The sequence below is a fragment of the Streptomyces sp. R33 genome, assembly GCF_041200175.1.
Classification (GTDB): Bacteria; Actinomycetota; Actinomycetes; order Streptomycetales; family Streptomycetaceae; genus Streptomyces; species Streptomyces katrae_B.
In genome coordinates this window covers 2,476,056-2,497,543 of record NZ_CP165727.1, presented here as the reverse complement: position 1 = coordinate 2,497,543, position 21,488 = coordinate 2,476,056, and the positions used below count along the sequence as shown (strand labels likewise).

General features: G+C 70.2%; 15 protein-coding genes. 6 read left to right on the top strand and 9 right to left on the bottom strand.

The annotated features are described in order from the left end of the window. Window positions 1-80 precede the first annotated feature (80 nt). The 5 genes from AB5J51_RS11540 (at window position 81) to AB5J51_RS11520 (ending at window position 7,351) form a co-directional block, all read left to right on the top strand. On the top strand, window positions 81-1,196 hold the full coding sequence (locus AB5J51_RS11540; protein ID WP_053788411.1) for a substrate-binding domain-containing protein: 1,116 nt from the start codon (window positions 81-83) through the stop codon (window positions 1,194-1,196). 279 nt (window positions 1,197-1,475) lie between these two features. Continuing rightward, window positions 1,476-2,264 carry an ATP-binding cassette domain-containing protein gene (locus AB5J51_RS11535; RefSeq protein WP_053788410.1) on the top strand — a complete coding sequence of 263 codons (789 nt, stop codon included), beginning with the start codon at window positions 1,476-1,478 and terminating at the stop codon, window positions 2,262-2,264. Window positions 2,265-2,293: 29 nt separating this feature from the next. Next, window positions 2,294-3,553: a sugar ABC transporter permease gene (locus AB5J51_RS11530; protein WP_107093586.1), complete on the top strand. Its 1,260-nt coding sequence runs from the start codon at window positions 2,294-2,296 to the stop codon at window positions 3,551-3,553. Between the two features lie 265 nt (window positions 3,554-3,818). Beyond that, window positions 3,819-5,735 carry a 1-deoxy-D-xylulose-5-phosphate synthase gene (gene dxs / locus AB5J51_RS11525; RefSeq protein ID WP_053788408.1) on the top strand — a complete coding sequence of 639 codons (1,917 nt, stop codon included), beginning with the start codon at window positions 3,819-3,821 and terminating at the stop codon, window positions 5,733-5,735. A 131-nt stretch (window positions 5,736-5,866) separates the two neighbouring features. Beyond that, on the top strand, window positions 5,867-7,351 hold the full coding sequence (locus AB5J51_RS11520; protein WP_369777636.1) for an amino acid permease: 1,485 nt from the start codon (window positions 5,867-5,869) through the stop codon (window positions 7,349-7,351). A 63-nt stretch (window positions 7,352-7,414) separates the two neighbouring features. Here the strand turns inward: AB5J51_RS11520 and AB5J51_RS11515 are convergent, their stop codons facing one another. After that, window positions 7,415-8,482: an LCP family protein gene (locus AB5J51_RS11515; RefSeq protein WP_136223036.1), complete on the bottom strand. Its 1,068-nt coding sequence runs from the start codon at window positions 8,480-8,482 to the stop codon at window positions 7,415-7,417. 221 nt (window positions 8,483-8,703) lie between these two features. On the opposite strand from AB5J51_RS11515, the gene AB5J51_RS11510 reads away from it, so the two are divergent. Then, window positions 8,704-9,756, top strand: a complete 1,053-nt coding sequence (locus AB5J51_RS11510) for a hypothetical protein (protein ID WP_369777635.1) — start codon at window positions 8,704-8,706, stop codon at window positions 9,754-9,756. Window positions 9,757-9,802: 46 nt separating this feature from the next. On the opposite strand, the gene AB5J51_RS11505 is transcribed toward AB5J51_RS11510, so the two are convergent. The 8 genes from AB5J51_RS11505 to AB5J51_RS11470 form a co-directional block, all read right to left on the bottom strand. After that, entirely contained in the window at window positions 9,803-11,404 is a 1,602-nt protein-coding gene (locus AB5J51_RS11505) for a glycosyltransferase family 2 protein (protein ID WP_053788404.1), read from the bottom strand. Between the two features lie 16 nt (window positions 11,405-11,420). Next, window positions 11,421-12,221: an Ig-like domain-containing protein gene (locus AB5J51_RS11500; protein WP_053788403.1), complete on the bottom strand. Its 801-nt coding sequence runs from the start codon at window positions 12,219-12,221 to the stop codon at window positions 11,421-11,423. Next, window positions 12,218-13,036: a rhamnogalacturonan acetylesterase gene (locus tag AB5J51_RS11495; protein ID WP_030294071.1), complete on the bottom strand. Its 819-nt coding sequence runs from the start codon at window positions 13,034-13,036 to the stop codon at window positions 12,218-12,220. The genes AB5J51_RS11500 and AB5J51_RS11495 overlap by 4 nt, the downstream gene beginning before the upstream one ends. Window positions 13,037-13,038: 2 nt before the next feature. Further along, a complete protein-coding gene (locus AB5J51_RS11490) occupies window positions 13,039-14,544 on the bottom strand; it encodes a bifunctional cytidylyltransferase/SDR family oxidoreductase (RefSeq protein WP_053788402.1) in 1,506 nt (501 codons plus the stop codon). 92 nt (window positions 14,545-14,636) lie between these two features. Then, window positions 14,637-16,631 carry an integral membrane protein gene (locus tag AB5J51_RS11485; RefSeq protein ID WP_030294075.1) on the bottom strand — a complete coding sequence of 665 codons (1,995 nt, stop codon included), beginning with the start codon at window positions 16,629-16,631 and terminating at the stop codon, window positions 14,637-14,639. Window positions 16,632-16,802: 171 nt separating this feature from the next. After that, a complete protein-coding gene (locus AB5J51_RS11480; protein WP_369777634.1) occupies window positions 16,803-17,843 on the bottom strand; it encodes a signaling protein in 1,041 nt (346 codons plus the stop codon). 170 nt (window positions 17,844-18,013) lie between these two features. After that, on the bottom strand, window positions 18,014-20,143 hold the full coding sequence (locus AB5J51_RS11475; protein ID WP_053788400.1) for a 3-hydroxyacyl-CoA dehydrogenase NAD-binding domain-containing protein: 2,130 nt from the start codon (window positions 20,141-20,143) through the stop codon (window positions 18,014-18,016). Beyond that, window positions 20,140-21,366 carry an acetyl-CoA C-acyltransferase gene (locus tag AB5J51_RS11470; RefSeq protein WP_030234769.1) on the bottom strand — a complete coding sequence of 409 codons (1,227 nt, stop codon included), beginning with the start codon at window positions 21,364-21,366 and terminating at the stop codon, window positions 20,140-20,142. Before AB5J51_RS11470 ends, AB5J51_RS11475 begins: the two co-directional genes overlap by 4 nt. Window positions 21,367-21,488 lie beyond the last annotated feature (122 nt).

Sequence of the window (21,488 nt, the reverse complement as noted above, 5' to 3'; positions counted from 1 at the left end):
CTTGACGGCAAACAGCGGCCGAGGTTGACTCACGTCCACCTCGGCCGCAATGTTGCGGCCTCGTCAGGGAGGTTCAAGAAATGAACACGCGCATGCGTAGAGCCGCCGTAGCCGTCGCCGCCACCGCGATGGCCGCTTCCCTTGCCGCCTGTGGCAGCGCCAAGGAGGCCGGTGAGAAGCCGAAGGAGTCCGGCTCCGCCGCCGCGGGTGGTGCGATCAAGATCGGTCTGCTCCTGCCGGAGAACCAGACCGCGCGCTACGAGAAGTTCGACAAGCCGCTCTTCGAGAAGAAGGTCGCCGAACTCACCGGCGGCAAGGCCGAGGTGGTCTACGCCAACGCCAAGCAGGACGCGACCACGCAGAACTCGCAGGTCGACACGATGATCACCAACAAGGTGAACGTCCTGGTCATCGACGCCGTGGACTCCAAGGCCATCGCCGGCTCGGTGAAGAAGGCCAAGGAGAAGGGCATCCCGGTCGTGGCGTACGACCGCCTCGCCGAGGGCCCGATCGACGCCTACACCTCCTTCGACAACGAAGAGGTCGGCAAGGTCCAGGGCAAGGCCCTGCTCGAGGCCCTGGGCGACAAGGCCAAGGCCGGCGAGATCGTCATGATGAACGGGTCGGTCACCGACCCGAACGCCGCCCTCTTCAAGAAGGGTGCGCACTCCGTCCTCGATGGCAAGGTGACCATCGGCAAGGAGTACGACACCAAGGAGTGGAAGCCGGAGAACGCCAACACCAACATGGCGGGTGCGATCTCCGCGATCGGCAAGGACAAGATCGTCGGCGTCTACTCCGCCAACGACGGCATGGCCGGCGGCATCATCACCGCCCTCAAGGCGGCCGGCATGGACCCGCTGCCCCCGGTCACCGGCCAGGACGCGGAACTCGCCGGTGTGCAGCGCATCGTCGCGGGCGAGCAGTTCATGAGCGTCTACAAGCCGTACGCCCCCGAGGCCGAGGCCGCCGCGAAGATGGCCGTCGCGCTCGCCAAGGGCGAGAAGCTCGAAGGCGTCACCACCTCCAAGGTCGACAGCCCGACCGACAAGGGCGTCCCCTCGGTCCTGGTCCCCGTCGTCTCGCTGACCAAGAACAACATCAAGGACACTGTCATCAAGGACGGTGTCTACACGGCCGACGAGATCTGCACCGACAAGTACGCGGCCGCCTGCACCACCCTCGGCCTGAAGTAGGCCGGACGGGCCTCCCGCAGGCCCTCTGCAGGCCATCCCGGCCCCGAAACGGGCCGGTCCCGGCCGCAGGCAGGCTCCCCCCGGGCCTGCCGAGGCCCCAGCGTCCTGCCGACCGGAGGCCCGCCCCCGCGGCCTCCGGTCCACCAGGACCCCCGCGCCTGCCCGGCGCCCCGCCCTCTTCCCCCGCCACCCGCGGGGCGCCGGGCAGAAACGATTCCCCAGTCCACCCCGCTCCTGCACTTACTGCACGACATCCCCGCCGGTCAGGCGGCGAAGGAGATGGTTCATGTGTCCGCTGCGCCCGTGCTGGCGTTGCGAGGGGTCTCGAAGCGATTCGGTGCCGTCCAGGCGCTCACCGACGTAGAACTCGAGATCCATTCCGGCGAGGTGGTCGCCCTGGTCGGCGACAACGGCGCCGGCAAGTCCACGCTCGTCAAGACGATCGCCGGCGTCCACCCCATCGATGACGGAGTCATCGAGTGGCAAGGCAAGCCGGTCTCGATCAGCAAGCCCCACGACGCCCAGAACCTGGGCATCGCGACGGTCTACCAGGACCTCGCGCTGTGCGACAACATCGACGTCGTCGGCAACCTCTTCCTGGGCCGCGAGCTCAAGCGCCGCGGAGTCCTGGACGAGGTGGAGATGGAGCGCCGCGCCCGCGAGCTCCTGACCACCCTGTCCATCCGGATCCCCAGCGTCCGCATCCCGATCGCCTCGCTCTCCGGCGGCCAGCGCCAGACCGTGGCGATCGCCCGTTCGATGCTCGGCGAGCCCCAGCTCGTCATCCTCGACGAGCCCACGGCCGCCCTCGGCGTCGAGCAGACCGCACAGGTCCTCGACCTGGTGGAACGCCTGCGCGAGCGCGGCCACGCCGTCATCCTCATCAGCCACAACATGGCCGATGTGAAGGCCGTCGCCGACAAGGTGGCGGTCCTGCGGCTGGGCCGCAACAACGGCGTCTTCACCGTCAAGGACACGTCGCAGGAAGAGATCATCTCCGCCATCACCGGAGCCACGGACAACGCCGTGACCCGCCGGGCGGCCCGTACCGGGGAGGCTCGCAAGTGAGCACCGAACACCACACCCACGCGGAAGAGGTGGCCCAGCTCGCCAACCCCGCCGCCCCGGCCGACTCCATTCCCGTGGTGGACCCCCGTCTGCTCGTCCGCGAGCAGGGTCTGGCCGGCTACCTGAGCGAGTTCGGCCGCAAGATGAAGGCCGGTGACCTGGGCTCCCTCCCGGTCGTTGTCGGCCTGATCATCATCTGCGGCATCTTCCAGGGGCTGAACGCGAACTTCCTGTCCCCGGAGAACCTCACCAACATCGCGATCACCATGGTCGCCACCGGCATGATGGCCGTGGGCATCATCTTCGTGCTGCTGCTCGGCGAGATCGACCTCTCGGTCGGCTCGGTCAGCGGTGTCGCGGGCGCCCTCTTCGCCGTCCTGGCCGTCACCCACGGGGTCAACGAGTGGGTGGCGATCCTGGCCGCCGTCGCAGGCGGTGCCCTGATCGGCGCAATCCACGGCTTCTTCTTCGCCAAGATCGGCGCGCCGGCCTTCGCGGTCACCCTGTCGGGCCTGCTGTTCTGGTCCGGCGCCATGCTGCAGATCCTCGGCAGCAACGGCACGATCAACATCGACTCCGACGGTGTGGTGGGCCAGCTCACCACGTACTTCTTCACGGACGTGGCGGCCGGCTACGGCCTCGCCGCGATCGCGGTGATCGGGTACTTCCTGGCGAGCTTCTTCGACAACCGCCGCCGCGAGGCCGCGGGCGTCCCGTCCCGTCCGATGAGCGAGATCGCGCTGCGCACGGGCCTGCTGGCGCTGTTCACCTTCGGCCCCGCCGCGGTGTTCAACCAGTACAAGGGCCTGCCGCTGGCGGTCGTGCTCTTCGTGGTGGTGCTGGTCGGCACGGACTTCCTGCTGCGCCGCACCACGTTCGGCCGGAACGTCTTCGCCCTCGGCGGCAGCGTCGAGGCCTCCCGCCGCGCCGGCATCAGCGTCGTCGGGATCCGTATCGCGGTGTTCACGATCTCGGGCACCTTCGCCGCCATCGGCGGGCTCTTCTGGGCCTCCAAGATCGCGGCGGCCAACCAGAGCGCCGGCGGCGGCGACCTGCTCATGAACGTGATCGCGGCGGCCGTGATCGGCGGCACCAGCCTCTTCGGCGGCCGGGGCCGGACCTGGAACGCCCTCCTCGGTGTCATGGTCATCACCTCGATCCAGTACGGTCTGGCTCTCCAGGGCATCGCCACGCCGATCCAGTACATGATCACCGGCGCGGTGCTGCTGGCCACCGTGGTGATCGACTCGGTCACCCGCAAGACCCAGAAGACGGCCGGACGCGCCTGACGCCGCGCCCGTCGCGGTAAGACCGGTCACAGTGCCCGGTGCCACCCCGTGTGGCACCGGGCATCCGTGCGTACGTCTGCACGTACATCTGTGCGTACGCCTGTGTGGGTATACGCCCGAATGTGATGTGTGACTTCGGGGTGATCTGCACAGGGATGTGTACAGCCATGACGAAGCTGTGACCCGTGTGCGGCAGCCCGATGACCGCGGTCGCCGACGGAACATTAGACTCGACAGACCAGCAAGCAACTGCAAGGAGGCACGGGTGCTGCTGACCCGCATCAAGGGACCGCGCGATCTGGACCGGCTCAGCCAGGAGGAGCTCGACCAGCTCGCCGCCGAGATCAGGTCCTTCCTCGTCGACGCCGTCTCCAAGACCGGCGGGCACCTCGGCCCCAACCTCGGGGTGGTCGAACTGACGATCGCTCTGCACCGGGTCTTCGACTCGCCCAAGGACAAGGTCCTCTTCGACACCGGCCACCAGGCCTACGTCCACAAGCTGCTCACGGGCCGCCAGGACTTCGCCGGCCTGCGCACCAAGGGCGGCCTGTCCGGCTACCCCTCGCGCGCCGAGTCCGACCACGACGTGATCGAGAACTCCCACGCCTCCACCGTGCTGGGCTGGGCCGACGGCCTCGCCAAGGCCAACGAGGTGCTCGGCCGGGAGGACCACCACGTCGCCGCCGTCATCGGCGACGGCGCGCTGACCGGTGGCATGGCCTGGGAGGCGCTGAACAACATCGCCGCCGCCAAGGACCGTCCGCTGGTCATCGTCGTCAACGACAACGAGCGCTCGTACGGCCCCACCATCGGCGGCCTCGCCAACCACCTGGCCACCCTGCGCACCACGGACGGCTACGAGCGCTTCCTGGCCCGCGGCAAGGAGCTCCTCGAGCGCACCCCGGTCGTCGGGAAGCCGCTCTTCGAGACCCTGCACGGCGCCAAGAAGGGCCTGAAGGACTTCATCGCCCCGCAGGGCATGTTCGAGGACCTCGGCCTGAAGTACATCGGGCCCATCGACGGCCACGACATCGAGGCCCTGGAGTCCGCCCTGCAGCGCGCCAAGCGCTTCAGCGGCCCGGTCATCGTGCACTGCCTCACCCAGAAGGGCCGCGGCTACACCCCGGCCCTGGAGCACGAGGCGGACCGCTTCCACGCGGTCGGCGTGATCCACCCGGACACCGGACTGCCGGTCAAGACCGCGGCCGCCAGCTGGACCTCCGTCTTCGCCGACGAGATGGTCAAGCTCGGCCACGAGCGCGCGGACATCGTCGGCATCACCGCCGCCATGCTCCACCCGGTCGGCCTCAACAAGTTCGCCGAGGCCTTCCCGGACCGCATCTACGACGTGGGCATCGCCGAGCAGCACGGCGCCACTTCGGCGGCGGGCCTGGCCACCGGCGGGGTGCACCCGGTCTTCGCGGTGTACGCGACGTTCCTCAACCGCGCCTTCGACCAGGTCCTGATGGACGTGGCCCTGCACAAGTGCGGGGTCACCTTCGTCCTGGACCGGGCCGGCGTGACCGGCGACGACGGCGCCTCCCACAACGGCATGTGGGACATGTCGATCCTCCAGGTCGTGCCCGGCCTGCGGCTCGCCGCCCCGCGCGACGCCGAGCAGCTGCGCGCCCAGCTCCGCGAGGCCGTCGAGGTCAAGGACGCCCCGACCGTCGTGCGCTACTCCAAGGGCGTCGTCGGCCCGGCCGTCCCGGCCGTCGGCCGCATCGGCGCCATGGACGTCCTGCGCGCCCCGGCCCCCGAGGTCACCCGTCCGGACGTACTGCTCGTCTCGGTCGGCGCACTCGCCCCGATGTGCCTGGAAATCGCCGACCTGCTCGACAAGCAGGGGATCTCCACGACCGTCGTCGACCCCCGCTGGGTCAAGCCCGTGGACGAGGCCCTGGCCCCGCTCGCGGACCGGCACCGCGTGGTCGTCACCGTCGAGGACAACGGCCGCACCGGCGGCGTGGGCTCCGCCGTCGCGCAGGCGCTGCGCGACGCGGGCGTCGACGTACCGCTGCGCGACTTCGGCATCCCGCAGCGCTTCCTCGACCACGCCCTCCGCAAGGAGATCATGGCCGAAATCGGCCTGACCGCGCCGGACATCGCCCGGCAGGTCACCGGCCTGGTCGCCAAGCTGGACGGGCGGTTCGACAGCGAGCCGGCCGCCGCCGTCGACTAGGACGGGTACCAGCCGCTGGATCGCCGCGCGGTTGCACGTCACGGGCCGGGAGATCACCCTTGAAGGGTGGGCCTCCCGGCCCGTTCGCGTGCGTCGACACCTGTTTCGGAGGTGCGTCGGTGAGTAGGGATATGAACAGCCCCTTCCGCACCAAGACGGTGGAGCAGTCCATCCGTGATACGGAGGAGCCGGAGCACGCGCTCCGGAAATCACTCTCGGCCTGGGACCTGACCGTCTTCGGTGTGGGCGTCATCATCGGCACCGGCATCTTCGTCCTCACGGGCATCGCCGCCCGGAACAACGCCGGTCCCGCCACCTCCCTGGCCTTCGTGGCGGCGGGCATCGTCTGCGCTCTCGCGGCGCTCTGCTACGCCGAGTTCGCGTCCACCGTGCCGGTGGCAGGATCCGCGTACACCTTCTCGTACGCCTCGATCGGTGAGCTGCCGGCCTGGATCATCGGCTGGGACCTGGTGCTGGAGTTCGCGCTCGGCACCGCCGTCGTGGCGGTCGGCTGGTCCGGCTACGTGCGTCACCTGATGCACACCAACCTGGGCTGGGACCTGCCCACCGCGCTGTCCGGACCGGACGCGGGAGGGACCTTCGACCTGCTGGCCTTCCTGCTGATCCTGGCGCTGACCGCGATCCTGGTCGTCGGGACGAAGCTCTCGGCGCGGATCACCGCGATCGTGGTCGCCATCAAGGTCACCGTGGTCCTGCTGGTCATCGTCGCGGGCCTGTTCTTCATCAAGGCCGACAACTACTCGCCGTTCATCCCTCCGGCCCAGCCGCAGGAAGCGGGCGGCGACCTGCACGCGCCACTGGTCCAGCTTCTCTTCGGCTACGCGCCCACCAACTTCGGTGTCATGGGCATCTTCACCGCGGCCTCGCTCATCTTCTTCGCCTTCATCGGCTTCGACGTCGTGGCGACGGCGGCCGAGGAGACCAAGAACCCCCAGCGGGACATGCCGCGCGGCATCCTCGGCTCGCTCCTCATCTGCACCGTGCTCTACGTCGCCGTGACGCTCGTGGTCACCGGCATGCAGAAGTACTCGGAGATGTCGCCGACCGCGCCACTGGCCGAAGCCTTCAAGTCGGTGAACCAGCCGTTCTTCTCGGGCGCCATCAGTCTCGGGGCGGCCGTCGGCCTGATCACCGTGAGCATGATCCTGCTGCTCGGCCAGACCCGCGTGTTCTTCGCGATGAGCCGTGACGGACTGCTGCCGCGCGTCTTCTCCGTCACCCACCCCAAGTACCGGACCCCCTACCGGGCGACCCTCCTCCTCGGCGTGATCATCGCCGTCGTGGCGGGCTTCACCAGCCTGGAGAAGCTCGCGGAACTGGTGAACATCGGCACGCTGTTCGCCTTCGTGCTCGTTGCCCTCGGCGTGATCATCCTGCGCAAGACCCGTCCCGACCTGCACCGGGCCTTCCGTACCCCGTGGGTGCCGCTGATCCCGATCCTGTCGATCGCGGCCTCGCTCTGGCTGATGCTCAACCTGCCGGCCGAGACCTGGATCCGCTTCGGGGTCTGGATGGCGATCGGCATCGTCGTCTACTTCGCCTACGGACGCTCGCACAGCCGCCTCGGCAAGACCGGCCCCGAAGCGAAGTTCTAGCGGAGGAAGGCCGGAAGCCGGCCGTACGGGTCATCCGTACGGCCGGCTTCCGTGTCCGGCCGGTCAGCCCTTGGCGGGGGACTTCTTCGCCTCCGCCGGGATCTTCTGGTCGGTGCGCAGGGCCTCCCACAGCTGGCCCGCCTGCGGCTCCGCGACGACCACGCGGTTCGGGTCCACCTTGTCGTAGGCGACCGGAAGCATGATCGTCTCCATGGTGTCGGGGTCCACGCCCTTCATGCTCTGGGCGAAGTCGGCCAGGGAGGTGAGGGAGGCGAGGTCGGAGTCGGTGGTCAGCGACTTCGTCCCGGCGTCGGCGAGCTTGTAGAGCCGGGCCGGGTTGCCGAGCGCGTCCTGCTTCTTGATCTCCGACAGCATCGCCATCATGAACTGCTGCTGGAGGCCTATGCGCCCGAGGTCGCTGCCGTCGCCGTAGCCGTAGCGGGTACGGACGAACTTCAGCGAGTCGGCGCCGTTCAGCCGGTGCGTGCCGGCGTCGAGCTTGAGCCCGCCCTTGGCCCCGCTCATCGGCTTGTCGAGGGTGACGGTGACCCCGCCGAGCGCGTCGACCAGGCCCTTGAAGCCGGCGAAGTCGACCTCGACGAAGTGGTCCACGCGGATCCCGGACATCTGCTCCACGGTCTTGACCACGCAGGCCGGTCCGGCCAGAGAGTAGACCGAGTTGAACATGACCCGGTTCGCGGCCTTGACGGTCTTGCCGTCGGCGTCCTTGCATTCGGGCCGGCTGATCAGGGTGTCGCGCGGGATGCTCACCGCGGTGGCCTTGGACCGGCCCTCGGGTATGTGCACCAGCATGGCGGTGTCCGAGCGGGCGCCGCTCACATCGCCGTGGTCGAGGTCCGCATTGGCCCCGGCACGCGAGTCGGAGCCGAGTACGAGGACGTTCTGCGCGCCCGCGACGACCTTCTTCGGGCGGTTGTCGCCGATCGCCTGGTCCAGGTCGACGCTGTCGATGTTGCCGTTGAGATGGCTGTAGGCCCACCAGCCCGCGCCACCGGCCGCGAGGATGAGCACGGCCACCGTCATCAGCACGATTCGCAGGGCACGTCGCCTGCCGCCGCGCCGCGGCTTGCGCCGGGACGGGGGAGTGGTGGCCGAGGGCCGGTCGGTCATGGAGGCAGAGCCCTTCTATTATCGATGGGGTGCATCATAAGACACACTTTCGAGTGGCTGGTTCTTTCCGGTGAAGAGCCCTGCCGCTTGAGCAGGACATACTCGGCAGAAGGGTGGACAGTGGCGTGATCCGAGGCAAAAGCGGGAGCCGGGGCGCCACTTCCGACCACACCGTGCAGGATGCGGCCCCGGGCGGACCGGGTTCTCGCCGGTCGCCGTCGGTGGCCGGAAACTGGCTGTTCAAGGGCGGCGACGGCCGTCTGACGGCCTACGCGTGCACCCCGCGCGGCCTGCTGCGCTGGACCGAGGCGGCGGCCCCCCACGCCGGCTGGACCGGCCCCGACGTGTTCGAAATCCCCGGCTGGCTGGGCACCGTCGCGATGGCGCAGAGCCGCGAGGGGTACGTGCACTTCGTCGCCCTGCGGGCCGGCCAGGACGGCGCGCAGGGCCCCGAAGTCATCGTCTCCACCCAGTTCCAGCCGGGCCGCGGCATGATCGACTGGCACAGCCTCGGCACCCCCGGCCTGCGCGGCGGCCCCGCCGACGACCGGCTGGCCGGGCCGCCCCGCATCGCCGTCAACCAGCGCTCGGGCTCCACGCACGTCCTCGTCTCCCTGCGCCACGGCGGCGTCCTGCGGCGCAGCCGCAACGCCGAGGGCGCGTGGGGCGGCTGGAAGCAGGTGGCGCCGGAGCCGTACGGGGGCGACGTGGCGCCGCTCATGTCGGCGGGCGGCCCGCTGGAGCTGCTCGCCCTCGGGCGGGCCGGAGCCGACCGCTGGGTGGGTGTCGGCCAGGGCCGCTTCCAGCTCGCCGACCGCATCCCCACGCCGGTCGTTCCCGGCACCCCGGTCCTGTGCGAGACGGGCCCGCGCAGGGTGACGTACTTCTGGCGCTACCCGGGCGACGGATCGCTGGTCGCCTGGCGGGCCGGGCAGCAGGGCGCCCAGGGAGGCGGCCTGATGGCCCTCGGCGGCGCCGGCGGTACGGGCGCGCCCGGCGTGGTCCGGGCCGTCATCGGCGGCTACGACTGCACGGTGCTCGCACAGACCGGCGCCGAGGGCGACGTAGAACTCACCGCCTACGTGACCGAGAACGAGGGTTACGGCACCTGGTGGGCCTCCCTCGGCGGCCACGGCGCGCACGCGCCCCAGGTGGCCGTCGACGGGGCAGGCCGCATCGTGGTGGCCGCCTTCGACGCGGACGGCGCACTGACCTGCACCCGCCAGGACACCACCCAGCAGGGGCTGGTCTTCGGCCCCTGGGACGCCGCCTGAGCCGGACGGCGGCGCGGGGCGGCAAGGCGGCCGCCCCGCGACCCCGTCAGGCGTGCCGCGGCAGCGGCGTCCGCTGCGACACCTCGATGCTGAGACCGCCGGACTCCGTGTAGTACGGGGTGGCCGCCAGCTCCATGCCCTGGGTACCCGGCGCGGCCGCGATCCGCACCGGCATCCGGGCGGTCGTGTCGAGCTCCCCGGCGCGCCGCGGGCCGAGCCGCACCTCCCGGGTCACGCCCTCGAAGCCGACCGCGAGGTGCAGGTCCCAGGTGCCCGGCGGGAGCGGCCAGCCGCTCGAGGTCTGCGCCAGGTTGACCCGGCAGGAGAAGCGGCCCATCGCCCGCGGCCTGCCCTTGGCGTTGGTCAGCGCGTCGTCCCGGCGGGCCGTGACCTGACAGCTCTCCACCGCACCGCTCGTCCGCTCGCGCAGCACCACCCGGGTGGCACGGTCCTTCGTCGACAGCTGCTCGAAGAACGCGAAGCCCTCCAGCAGCAGCATCGGCCCGTCCCATCGGGCCTTCTCCAGCTGGTGGGTGACCGTCATGTCACCGGTGATGTCGAACAGCTCGTCCGGCAGGGGGACCTGCGGGTCGCGGAAGAACGGCAGCGTCGTGTACACCCGGCCGTTCTCCACCGTCTTGCGGACGGCCGGACGCTCCTTGTCCGCCTCGAACGCGGCCATCCGCTGCGCCTCGGCGAAGCGGCCCTGCGCCAGCAGGGCGAACCGTACGGCCACCATGCGCGGCAGCAGCGCCAGCGCCCCCGGGGACGCCTGGGTGCGCAGCACCTCGGCGGCGGCCCACAGGGTCTGGTCCCGCTCCGCCGCATCGGTGGCGGACAGCAGCGCGGCCGCGGTCGCCTTGCCGAGCTCCACCTCCAGGTGCCGGGACTGGAGCTTGTCCCGGCGCGGCCCCTCCGGCAGCTGCGAGGCGACCAGGGCCAGCATCCGCGAGACCAGGGCGACCCGGTCCGGCAGCGTCGCCCGCTCCGCCGGCGAGGGGCCCTTGACCACGCAGGTCGCGTCGCCGACGACCGAGACGTTGTCCGCCCCGATGAAGGCGCCGGCCGTGAAGGCCTGGTCGTCGCCGATCACCATGTCGGTGGGGAAGGCGAGCCCGCGGCGCTGCAGCAGGCTGGTGCGGAACAGCTTGTCCGGCGTCAGCGACCAGTAGACGCGCGAGGCGTAGACGTCGGTGTAGGCCTGGTTCTTGCGGAACATCGACGTCGCGACCGCATGCCGGCCCGAGCTCTCCAGCTTGCCGAGCACGACGTCGGCCTCGTTCGCGTCGGCCGCCGCGACCATCCGCTCCAGCGCATCGGGCGCCAGCCGGTCGGTGGCCTCCAGGAAGATGACGTACCGTCCGCGCACCTGGCTCAGCGCCCAGTTGCGGGCGGCCGCCGGACTCAGCCCGTGCGACACCTGCCCCACGCGGACGAAGGCGGGGTACTGGTGCGCCGCGCGTGCGAGCACGGACCCGCTCTCGTCGGTCGAGCCGTCGTCGACGCCGATGATCTCCAGTCGCTCCGTGCCGATGGACTGCACGAAGACGGAGGCCAGGCAGGCGTCGAGCGCGGCGGCCTGGTTGCAGACCCGGACGGCGACCGTCACGTCCTTGACGTCGGTGGGGCCGACGGCGGCGGTGTTCATGGTGTCGGGATCCTCGTCAGTTCTGCGGAGCGGCGGGGCGGGGCCACGGCATCTCCCCGGTGAGTTCGGGCCATTGCCAAGGTCGCGGGGCACTGTCCGACGGATGCTGCGGGAAGGCGCCCGGGATGTGCTCCAGGGAGCCCACGAAGACGTTCACGTGCGAGGTCAGCTTGGCGGCCGCGGCCGTGCCCACCGTGTACTCGAACCGGTCGTAGCCGGTGAAACCCGGGGCGGGCGCGTAGGTGACCCAGCCGTCCTGCGACAGCTGCGCCCGGCCGCCCCGCGGCTGCGTCACGGAGATCGCGGTGCTGCCCGCCGGGGCAGCCGAGAGCACGTTGACGGTGCCCGGCCGGTCCGGCCCGGTCGCGATCCGCAGGCCGCGGGCGGTGGCCGGCCGCAGCGGCAGGGGCTCGGCGGCGAGCTTCCCCGTCCGTACGAGCCTGCGGCCCGAGGCGTCCGGGATGCCCACGAGGATCCGGGGCCGGATGCTGCGTGCCGTGGCCGAGTCGCCGACGCGCAGGTGCAGGACCCCCGTCGTCTGCTCCCCGGCGTCGGCGCGGACCCGGAACCAGCGCTGGCGGGGGAAGTACTCCAGCCCCTGCACGCCGACGATCTCGCCGACGGCGGTCAGCGGTTCCTCCGCCAGGTACGCGCAGCCCCGCGGGGCGCCCTGATCGGGTGCCACGGACAGGCCGAACTGGACGGTCTCGCCCGGGGAGAGACCGCGGCGCGGGTCGGCCGAGCTGTACAGGGCCGCGTACACGGCGCCCAGTGACGGGGTGTCGCCGACGGCCTGCCCGCGGCGGAGGAGGTTCACGCGCTGGACTCCTTGCGTGCCGCGGGCGCGGACACCCGGGACTTCGTACGGTGCGAGAACGTCTCCTCGTCCAGCCAGCCCATCTCCTCGTAGGAGAACCGGCGGCGGTCGAGGTCGCGGACCCACGGGGAGGGGATGACGCCCTGCTCGGCGAGGCTGCGGGCGACGAACCGGGCGCACTCGATCGCGCCCTCCGCACGCAGGTGCACGTTGTCCCCGTCCTGGACGTTCTCCAGGAGCGGTTCGCCCGGCCGCAGATAGGTGAAGACGAGCTTGGACTGCTCGGGCCCGAGCTCCTCCCACCACTGCACGCTCTGGCCGTACAGGTCGACGACCGGAACGTGCTCGTCCTCGGCCAGCTGCCGGGCGGCGAGCGGGTAGTCGCCCAGGAAGCGGGCGACGTTGCCGTGAGCGTCCATGCGGCGCCGTTCGTACGGCAGCAGGATCACCGGGTGGGCCTGGCGCTCGCGCGCGCCGTGCACGAAGGCGGCCATGTTCTCCTGGAAGGTGGAGAACGGCTTGGTGTGCAGGCCGGGGTCCGTCTTCCAGTCGATCTGGCCGAAGCCGAACAGCAGGTAGTCGCCGGGCTCGAGGTTGTCGAGGATCCACTGGAGCCGGCCGCGCTCGCGGAAGCTCTTCGAGCTCGCGCGGGCGCGGGCGCAGTTGACGACCTCGACCGCATCGGTGAGGAAGAGGGGCAGGGCCTGGGCCCAGCCCACCATCGGCAGATAGCTGTACGGCCGGGCGACCGCCTCGGAGTCGCCGGCCACGAAGATCCTCCGCGGCGGCTGCTGCTGTCCGGGTGTGTACGTCACGCCTAGACCCCCTGGTCCTCCGTGGTCTGGATCAGTACGGACGCCAGCGCCGCCTCGAAGCCGGAGCGCTGCGCCGGCGTCGTGGTCGGGTCCTGCTTGCGTACGTCGATCACGTGACCGGTCATCTCGGACAGCAGGACGTCCAGGGAGGTCAGGGCGACCGACTCGGACGTGAGCAGCGAGGCCGGGGGCTCCTGGCCGAACGCCTTGGTGCGCATCGGGGTGGCGGTGCGCTCCGGGTTCACGCAGTTGACGCGGATGCCGTCCTCGGCCCACTCGTCGGCCAGCGCCTGGGTCAGGTTGACCATGGCGGCCTTGGTCGAGGAGTACAGGCTGTACTCGGCGCGGCCGCGGGTGTAGCTGCTGGAGGTGAACAGCAGCAGCTGGCCCTGGGTCTCGCTCAGGTACTTGTACGAGGTCCGGGCGATGTTGACGGGCGCGAGGTAGTTGACCTCGAGCGCTTCGCGGATCGTGTCGTTGTCGGTCGCGTCGAGGCGGCCGACGCGCAGCACGCCCGCGGTGTTGACGACGTAGTCGATGCGGCCGGTCTCGGCGTAGGCCTTGGCCAGGGCCTCCTCGACGTGGTCGGGGTTCTCGACGTGCGTGCCGGTGGTGGAGCGGCCCAGGGCGAAGACGCGGGCGCCGAAGCCCTCCGCGATGCGGGAGATGTCGGCGCCGATGCCGTACGAGCCACCGAAGACCACCATCGTCTTGCCTGCCAGCTGCTCGCGGTACGCGGCCTCGCCGGCCTGGGCGGGCGCGGCGTGGGAGGCGAGCTGGAACAGCTTGTCGGCGATGAAGACGTCGACGGGCTGGGTGACCTTCATGTTGTAGTCATCGCCGGTGACCACGTGGACCGGGACGTCGGGCAGGTACTTCACGACGACGGAGCAGTCGTCGGTGGCCTGGAAGAAGGGGTCCGCGGCGGCCCGCTCGTACGCGGCGCGGATCGTGGAGAGCCGGAAGCCCTGCGGGGTCTGGCCGCGGCGCAGCCGGGAGCGGTCGGGGACCTCGGTGATGAACTCGCCGTCGTCGCCGTGGGTGCGGGTCACGATGACGGTGTCGGAGGACGGGATGGCGACGTCGACGGCCTGGTAGCGCTCGAGGGACTCGACGCATTCGCGCACCACGCGCTGCGACAGCAGCGGGCGCACCGCGTCGTGGAAGAGGAGGTTGCAGTCCTCGCCCTCGGCCAGCCCGGCGGCCGCGGCGTCGATGGCGATCCGGGTGGTCTCGCTGCGGGTCGAGCCGCCGGCCAGGACCCGGGTGACCTTGCCGAGCCGGGCCCGCTCCACGATGCGGCGGGCGTCCTCCACGAACGCGGGCGTCATGAGGAGGATCACCTCGTCGACGTCCGGCGCGTTCTCGAAGACGTGGAGCGTGTGCTCCAGGATCGACTTGCCGGCGATCTTGAGCAGCTGCTTCGGTATCTCGAGACCGATGCGCTGGCCTGTGCCCCCAGCGAGAACGACGGCGACGGTGCGGTGGGGGACGGGCCTGGAGGTCAAGGCTCCTTCTTCCTGAGCTGAGGGTGCGGCACGGCGGTCGGGCAGGCGGTGGGTGGACGGGCGGCGCGACTCGAGCACCGGGGCGGGCACGCCTACACGGGGTAGGCGGCCTGCTCCGGGTATTCGATGGGGAAGTCGCGCAGCCCCCGCCGGTAGAGGTTGTTGGCGGCCGCGTTGAAGCGGACGATCGACGGCGGGTACTCCTCGCCGAGGAGGTACTCCTTGAGCTGCTCGCGGTACGGGGCCATGAGGTCCTCGCGCGGGTTCAGCGTGGCCTCGATGGCCTCGGCGAGACCGTTGCAGTCCCCGTCCAGCAGGTAGGAGGCGTACGCCGTCCGCTGCTCGTTGCGGAACTGGTCGTCCGGCAGGCCGTCGAGGTTGAAGATCGCGTACGGCTTGAGGGTCGCGACGAAGTCGGAGACGACGCTGGACATGTCGCCGATGAGCAGGTCGGACTGGTTGAAGCAGTCGTACAGGGCCGGGATCCGCTCGGTCACCACGTGGTGCGCGGCGTCGGGGACGGCGCTCCAGTACAGGGCGCCGGCCTGGTTGCGGCTGCGCCGGATGCGGGCGGTCCGCTCCTCCTCGGTGAGGTCCGGGTACTTGGAGCGGACGCCGCGCTCGGAGAGGTCGGCGATGCGCTGGTCGATCCGGGCGAGCTTCTTGGCGGCGGCCTTGGAGTCGGTGAGGTTGCGGCCGAAGCGCCGGGCGTTGTCCTCCTCGAGGAGGGCGATGACGCGGCGGTGGGCGGCGGCCGCCTCGGCGGAGCGCGAGCCGGTGAGGGGGTGCGGCTTGTAGATGATGCGGATGTCGCGGTCGTAGTCGAGCAGCGCCTTGATCAGCTTCTCGCCGGCCGGGATGACGGAGGTGTAGCAGGCGTCGTCGGTCCAGCCCTCCCAGGTGGGGGCGTAGATGACGGTGGGCACGGGCCCCGCGACCCGGCCGGTCCAGCGGTGCAGGGGCATCAGCTGGGGGCGGCCGACCTCGACGATCTGGTGGTGCGACACGGCGTGCTTGATGCGCTCGTAGCGGTCGCGGCCTGCCCGGCCGGCCACCCAGATCTCGTCGAAGACCTTGCTGACCCGGTTGCTGCTCGCGAGCTTGTCGCTGTCGCCGTGGCCGATGAAGACGTGCTTGACCTCGGCGCGCTGGAGCATGTGCACGTTCTTGCCCGCGTTGCCGGGGTAGAGGGCGACACGGAGTTCGTTCATCTCGATACGGGCGAGGTTGTCCGCCTTCGGAATGCAGATGACGGGAACCGAGGTGGCGTCCAGGTAGCGCAGGGTGGCCCGCTCGCGCAGCACGATGATGGGCCGCAGCTCCAGTGCCTCCAGCGACTCCAGCCACATGTTCACCTGGTACATGAAGTCTTTGGAGACGGCGGCGAAGGTGAAGTACAGCGCGACCTGGGGGCGGTATTCGGCCAGCTGGTGGTTGAGCTCCTCGATGGCCTCGTCGGTGGTGGGCAGTTTGAGCGCGTTGCGCGCGTCGGGCACCAGCACCAGCAGCGAGAAGTAGGCGAGGAAGACGGTGGTGATCATGCCGTACGTGACGAAGCGCCAGTCGTCCGTCGCGATGGTGGTGAGCGAGCCGGCCACCAGCGGGATGTCCAGGTGCAGCGTCTTGCGGACGTGCTTGTTCATCAGGAACGGGTGCGGCATGCGGCGGATGCCGAGGGCCTCCAGGTCCAGCCCGCGCGTGGTGAACGGCAGTTCGTTGCGCATCTTGCGGACGTGCTTGAGGAGCGCGCCGTACGCGAGCTGCAGGATGAACAGGAGGAGCAGGCCGATGGTCGTCATCTGCGCCACGAACGACTCGATGTCGGCGATGGCCCCGCACAGGCCCAGCAGCAGGAACTGCCGGATCAGGAAGCGCATGGTGAGGCCGAAACGCGAGTCGCGCAGCTTCTCCAGCGTCGGCGACTCGGTGTTGTGGAGCATCAGGTCGGCGACGTAGCTGAGCGCGGCGCAGCCCGCGAACAGGGGGAGTGAGACGAAAGCGACGGCGACCAGCATCCCGACGAAGCTGAGGATGAGCCCAGCCGTGATCAGAACGCCGAACACGGCTCGCAGCCGCTTGGAGCCCATGGTGCGGTGCCTCCCCCTGTGGAGGTATAAGGATCCTGTGAAGTGTCGCAGTAGTATAAGCAGCCTCATGGACGGCTCTAGAACGCCTGGTGAACCACAGCCCAATGATTCAGGGCTTCTTCACAAAGGCGTGTGACATCAGTCCCTCTTGAGTTCCTGTTGCGCGGGTCCTCAAGGGGTGTAGCGATACAGCGCCAGCTCGCGCCGGTCCTTCGCCTTCACGGAAAATCCGACGCACAAAGCCGGCCGTCCGCCGGCCAGACTGACCGCGATTCCCTCGGGTTCCCGGTAGACCAGATCCGGTGCCACGGTCACGCGGTGACGCCCTTGCGCTTTGCCGGTGCGGACGTCAATTGCGGAGACAAATGTATTTCCCCCGGACTTCCGGGGATTGTCCCCGTTCTGTCCGGTATACGGGTTGCCGGTCAGCACGTAGATGAAGTCCCCGTACAGCGCGCAGCCCTGGAACCACTCCTCTTCCTTGACCTGCACCCCGGCCTTGATGACCTGCGAGGGGCTGAAGCGCCCGGCCAGGAAGTCCGCCATCCCGTACACCGAGAACCGGTGCACGCCCTCCTCCTCGTGGCTCACCAGGACCCGCTCACCGGGCAGGTCGAGCGCGGGGGAGACGTCGGTGGATCCGGGAACCGGATCGAAATGGTGGACGGACTCGTCGGAACTGTCGAGGACCGAACCGTCCTTGAACGGCACCCGGACCACCGTGCGGCCGTAACCGCTTTCGGCGTCGGCCCTGCCCTCCACCCATATGTACGTGCGCTGGCCCGTCGGCTCGACGCCGCAGGAAATTCCGTGACCGAAGCCGCGCAGATACATGTGCCCGAGCGTCTGCCCGGAACTGCTCAGCCGGGTCAGGCACAAGTCGCCGGAGGTCTTCCGGTCGCCCGCGTCGACCGCGTCCTCCTCGTCGTCGAGCCGGATACCGGCCTGGACGGTCTGCAGGGTGTAGACCTGACCGTTCGTGTCGTCGAAGGCGAACGACTGCGGACCCGTCGTATTGAACAGCGGAGTCGAAGCGAGCAGCTGCCCACCGGTCCGCATGTCGAACTCGCCGGCCACCGGCCGGGCATCGGCCTGCTCACCGGGCTCGGCGCGCAGCGCCCAGGTCAGCCCGCTCGTGGTGAGGCCGGCGGCCACCGCGCCGCCCGCGAACAGCAGGGTCCGGCGGCTGAAAGGTGTCTTGCCATCCGCCATGGACCGTATTCTGCCAGCTCGGGCGGGCAGGTTCCGCGCCGGGCCCGGTGCCTGGCGCCGCCCCCGCCCTGCCCCGTGGAACGGCGGACGCCCGCCCCCACGAGGGGGACGGGCGTCCGCGATGCTCACGCACCGCCCGGCGTACGGGCGTACCCACGGGCGTACGGTCCTCAGACCGGGACGCTCGCCAGGCCCGGGGCGAGGAACTTCTTGCCGTTCACGCGCTCCGAGACACCCTCGCGGTCCAGGTACGGCGTGATGCCGCCCAGGTGGAAGGGCCAGCCGGCGCCCGTGATGAGGCAGAGGTCGATGTCCTGGGCCTCGGCCACGACACCCTCCTCCAGCATCAGGCCGATCTCCTGCGCCACCGCGTCCAGGACGCGGTCGCGGACCTGCTCCTCCGTCAGGACGGAGTCGCCCTGGACGAGGAGGGCGGCGACCTCGGGGTCCAGCTCCGGCTTGCCGGAGTCGTAGACGTAGAAGCCGCGCTTGCCGGCCTTGACGACGGCAGCCAGGTTCGGGGAGACGGTGAAGCGCTCCGGGAAGGCGCGGTTGAGGGTCTCGGAGACGTGCAGACCGATCGCCGGGCCGACGAGCTCCAGCAGCACCAGCGGGGACATCGGCAGGCCGAGCGGCTCGATGGCCTTCTCCGCCGTGACGACCGGGGTGCCCTCGTCGATGACGTTCTGGATCTCGCCCATGAAGCGGGTCAGGATGCGGTTCACGACGAACGCCGGGGCGTCCTTGGTGAGGACCGCGGTCTTCTTCAGCTTCTTGGCGACACCGAAGGCCGTGGCCAGCGAGGCGTCGTCGGTCTGCTCACCGCGGACGATCTCCAGCAGCGGGAGGATCGCGACCGGGTTGAAGAAGTGGAAGCCGACCACGCGCTCCGGGTGCTGGAGCTTCGAGGCCATCTCCGACACCGACAGCGAGGAGGTGTTGGTGGCGAGGATCGCGTGCGCCGGGGCGACCGCCTCGACCTCCGCGAACACCTTCTGCTTGACGGACATCTCCTCGAACACGGCCTCGATGATGAAGTCCGCGTCCGCGAAGCCCTCGGCCTTGTCCAGGACACCGGTCACCAGGGCGGTCAGGCGGTTGGCCTTGTCCTGGTTGATGCGGCCCTTGCCGAGCAGCTTCTGGATCTCGGCGTGGACGTAGCCCACACCCTTGTCCACGCGCTCCTGGTCGATGTCGGTGAGGACCACCGGCACCTCCAGGCGGCGCAGGAAGAGCAGCGCCAGCTGCGAGGCCATCAGGCCCGCGCCGACGACGCCGACCTTGGTGACCGGACGGGCCAGCGACTTGTCCGGGGCACCGGCCGGGCGCTTGGCGCGCTTCTGGACCAGGTTGAAGGCGTAGATGCCCGAGCGCAGTTCGCCGCCCATGATGAGGTCGGCCAGGGCCGTGTCCTCGGCGTCGAAGCCGGCCTGCAGGTCGCCCGACTTGGCCGCGGCGATGATGTCCAGCGCGCGGTAGGCGGCCGGAGCGGCGCCGTGCACCTTGGAGTCCGCGATGAAACGGCCCTTGGCGACGGCCGCGTCCCAGGCCTCGCCGCGGTCGATCTCGGCGCGGACGACCTCGGTCGTGCCGTTCAGGACGTTCGCGGTCCACAGGAGCGACTGCTCCAGGAAGTCCGCGCCCTCGAACAGCGCGTCGGCGATGCCCAGGTCGAAGACCTGCTTGCCGCGCAGCTGCTTGTTCTGGTTGAGCGAGTTCTCGATGATCACCGAGACCGCGCGCTCGGCGCCGATCAGGTTCGGCAGGATGGCGCAGCCGCCCCAGCCGGGGACCAGGCCGAGGAAGACCTCGGGGAGGGAGAAGGCCGGGATGGCCTTCGAGACGGTGCGGTAGGTGCAGTGCAGGCCGACCTCGACACCGCCGCCCATCGCCGCGCCGTTGTAGTACGCGAAGGTCGGGACCGCCAGCGCCGAGAGGCGCTTGAAGACGTCGTGGCCGCCCTTGCCGATGGCGAGCGCCTCGTCGTGCTGCTTCAGCAGCTCGACACCCTTGAGGTCGGCGCCGACCGCGAAGATGAACGGCTTGCCGGTGATGCCCGCGCCGACGATGGAGCCCGCGAGGGCCTCCTGCTCGACCTGGTCGATCGCCGCGTTCAGGTTGGCGAGGGACTGCGGGCCGAACGTGGTCGGCTTGGTGTGGTCGAAGCCGTTGTCCAGCGTGATGAGCGCGAAGCGCCCGGCGCCGAACGGCAGGTCCAGGTGGCGGACGTGCGCGGACGTGACGACCTCGTCCGGGAACAGCTCGGCCGCGCCCTTCAGGAGCTCAGCGGTGGTGCTCACTTGGAGTCTCCCTCGGCGTTGAAGTTCGGGTTCTCCCAGATGACCGTGGCGCCCATGCCGAAGCCGACGCACATGGTGGTCAGGCCGTAGCGGACGTGCGGCTGCTCCTCGAACTGGCGGGCCAGCTGCGTCATCAGGCGGACGCCGGAGGAGGCCAGCGGGTGGCCGAACGCGATGGCGCCGCCGTACTGGTTCACGCGGGCGTCGTCGTCGGCGATGCCGTAGTGCTCCAGGAACGCGAGGACCTGGACCGCGAACGCCTCGTTGATCTCGAACAGGCCTATGTCCTCGATGGACAGGCCGGCCTGGGCGAGGGCCTTCTCCGTGGCCGGGATCGGGCCGTAGCCCATGACCTCCGGCTCGACACCCGCGAAGGAGTACGAGACCAGGCGCATCTTGACCGGGAGGTTGTTCTCGCGGGCGAAGTCCTCGGACGCGATGATCGCGGCGGTGGCACCGTCGTTGAGACCGGCGGCGTTGCCCGCGGTGACCCGGCCGTGCGTACGGAACGGGGTCTTCAGGCCGGCCAGGTTCTCCAGCGTGGTGCCCGGGCGCATCGGCTCGTCGGTGGTGACCAGGCCCCAGCCCGTCTCACCGGCCGCCTCGTTGGTGTTGCGCACCGAGATCGGGACCAGGTCCTGCTGGATCTTGCCGTCGGCGTACGCCTTGGCGGCCTTCTCCTGCGAGCGCACGGCGTACTCGTCGGCGCGGAGCTTGGTGATCGTCGGGTACCGGTCGTGCAGGTTCTCGGCGGTCATGCCCATGAAGAGGGCGGACTCGTCGACCAGCTTCTCGGAGACGAAGCGCGGGTTCGGGTCGACGCCCTCGCCCATGGGGTGGCGGCCCATGTGCTCGACACCGCCGGCGAGGGCGACGTCGTACGCACCGAAGGCCACGCCGCCCGCGACGGCGGTCACGGCGGTCAGCGCGCCGGCGCACATGCGGTCGATGGAGTAGCCCGGGACGGACTGCGGGAGGCCCGCGAGGATGCCGGCGGTACGGCCCAGCGTCAGGCCCTGGTCACCGATCTGCGTGGTCGCGGCGATGGCGACCTCGTCGATCTTCTTGGGGTCCAGGTCCGGGTTGCGGCGCAGCAGCTCCCGGATCGCCTTCACGACGAGGTCGTCGGCGCGGGTCTCGTGGTAGATGCCCTTCGGGCCCGCCTTGCCGAACGGGGTGCGGACGCCGTCGACGAAGACGACGTCCCTGACGGTACGAGGCACGTTGGCTCTCCTCCAGGTGCGGGTGTGCACTGCTGCGCGGGGGCGCGGTCGGCCGGTGGCTGAGCGCCCGCTCACCCGGTCATGCTACTTGCCGGTAACCGGCGTGCACACCCCCTCCGGGA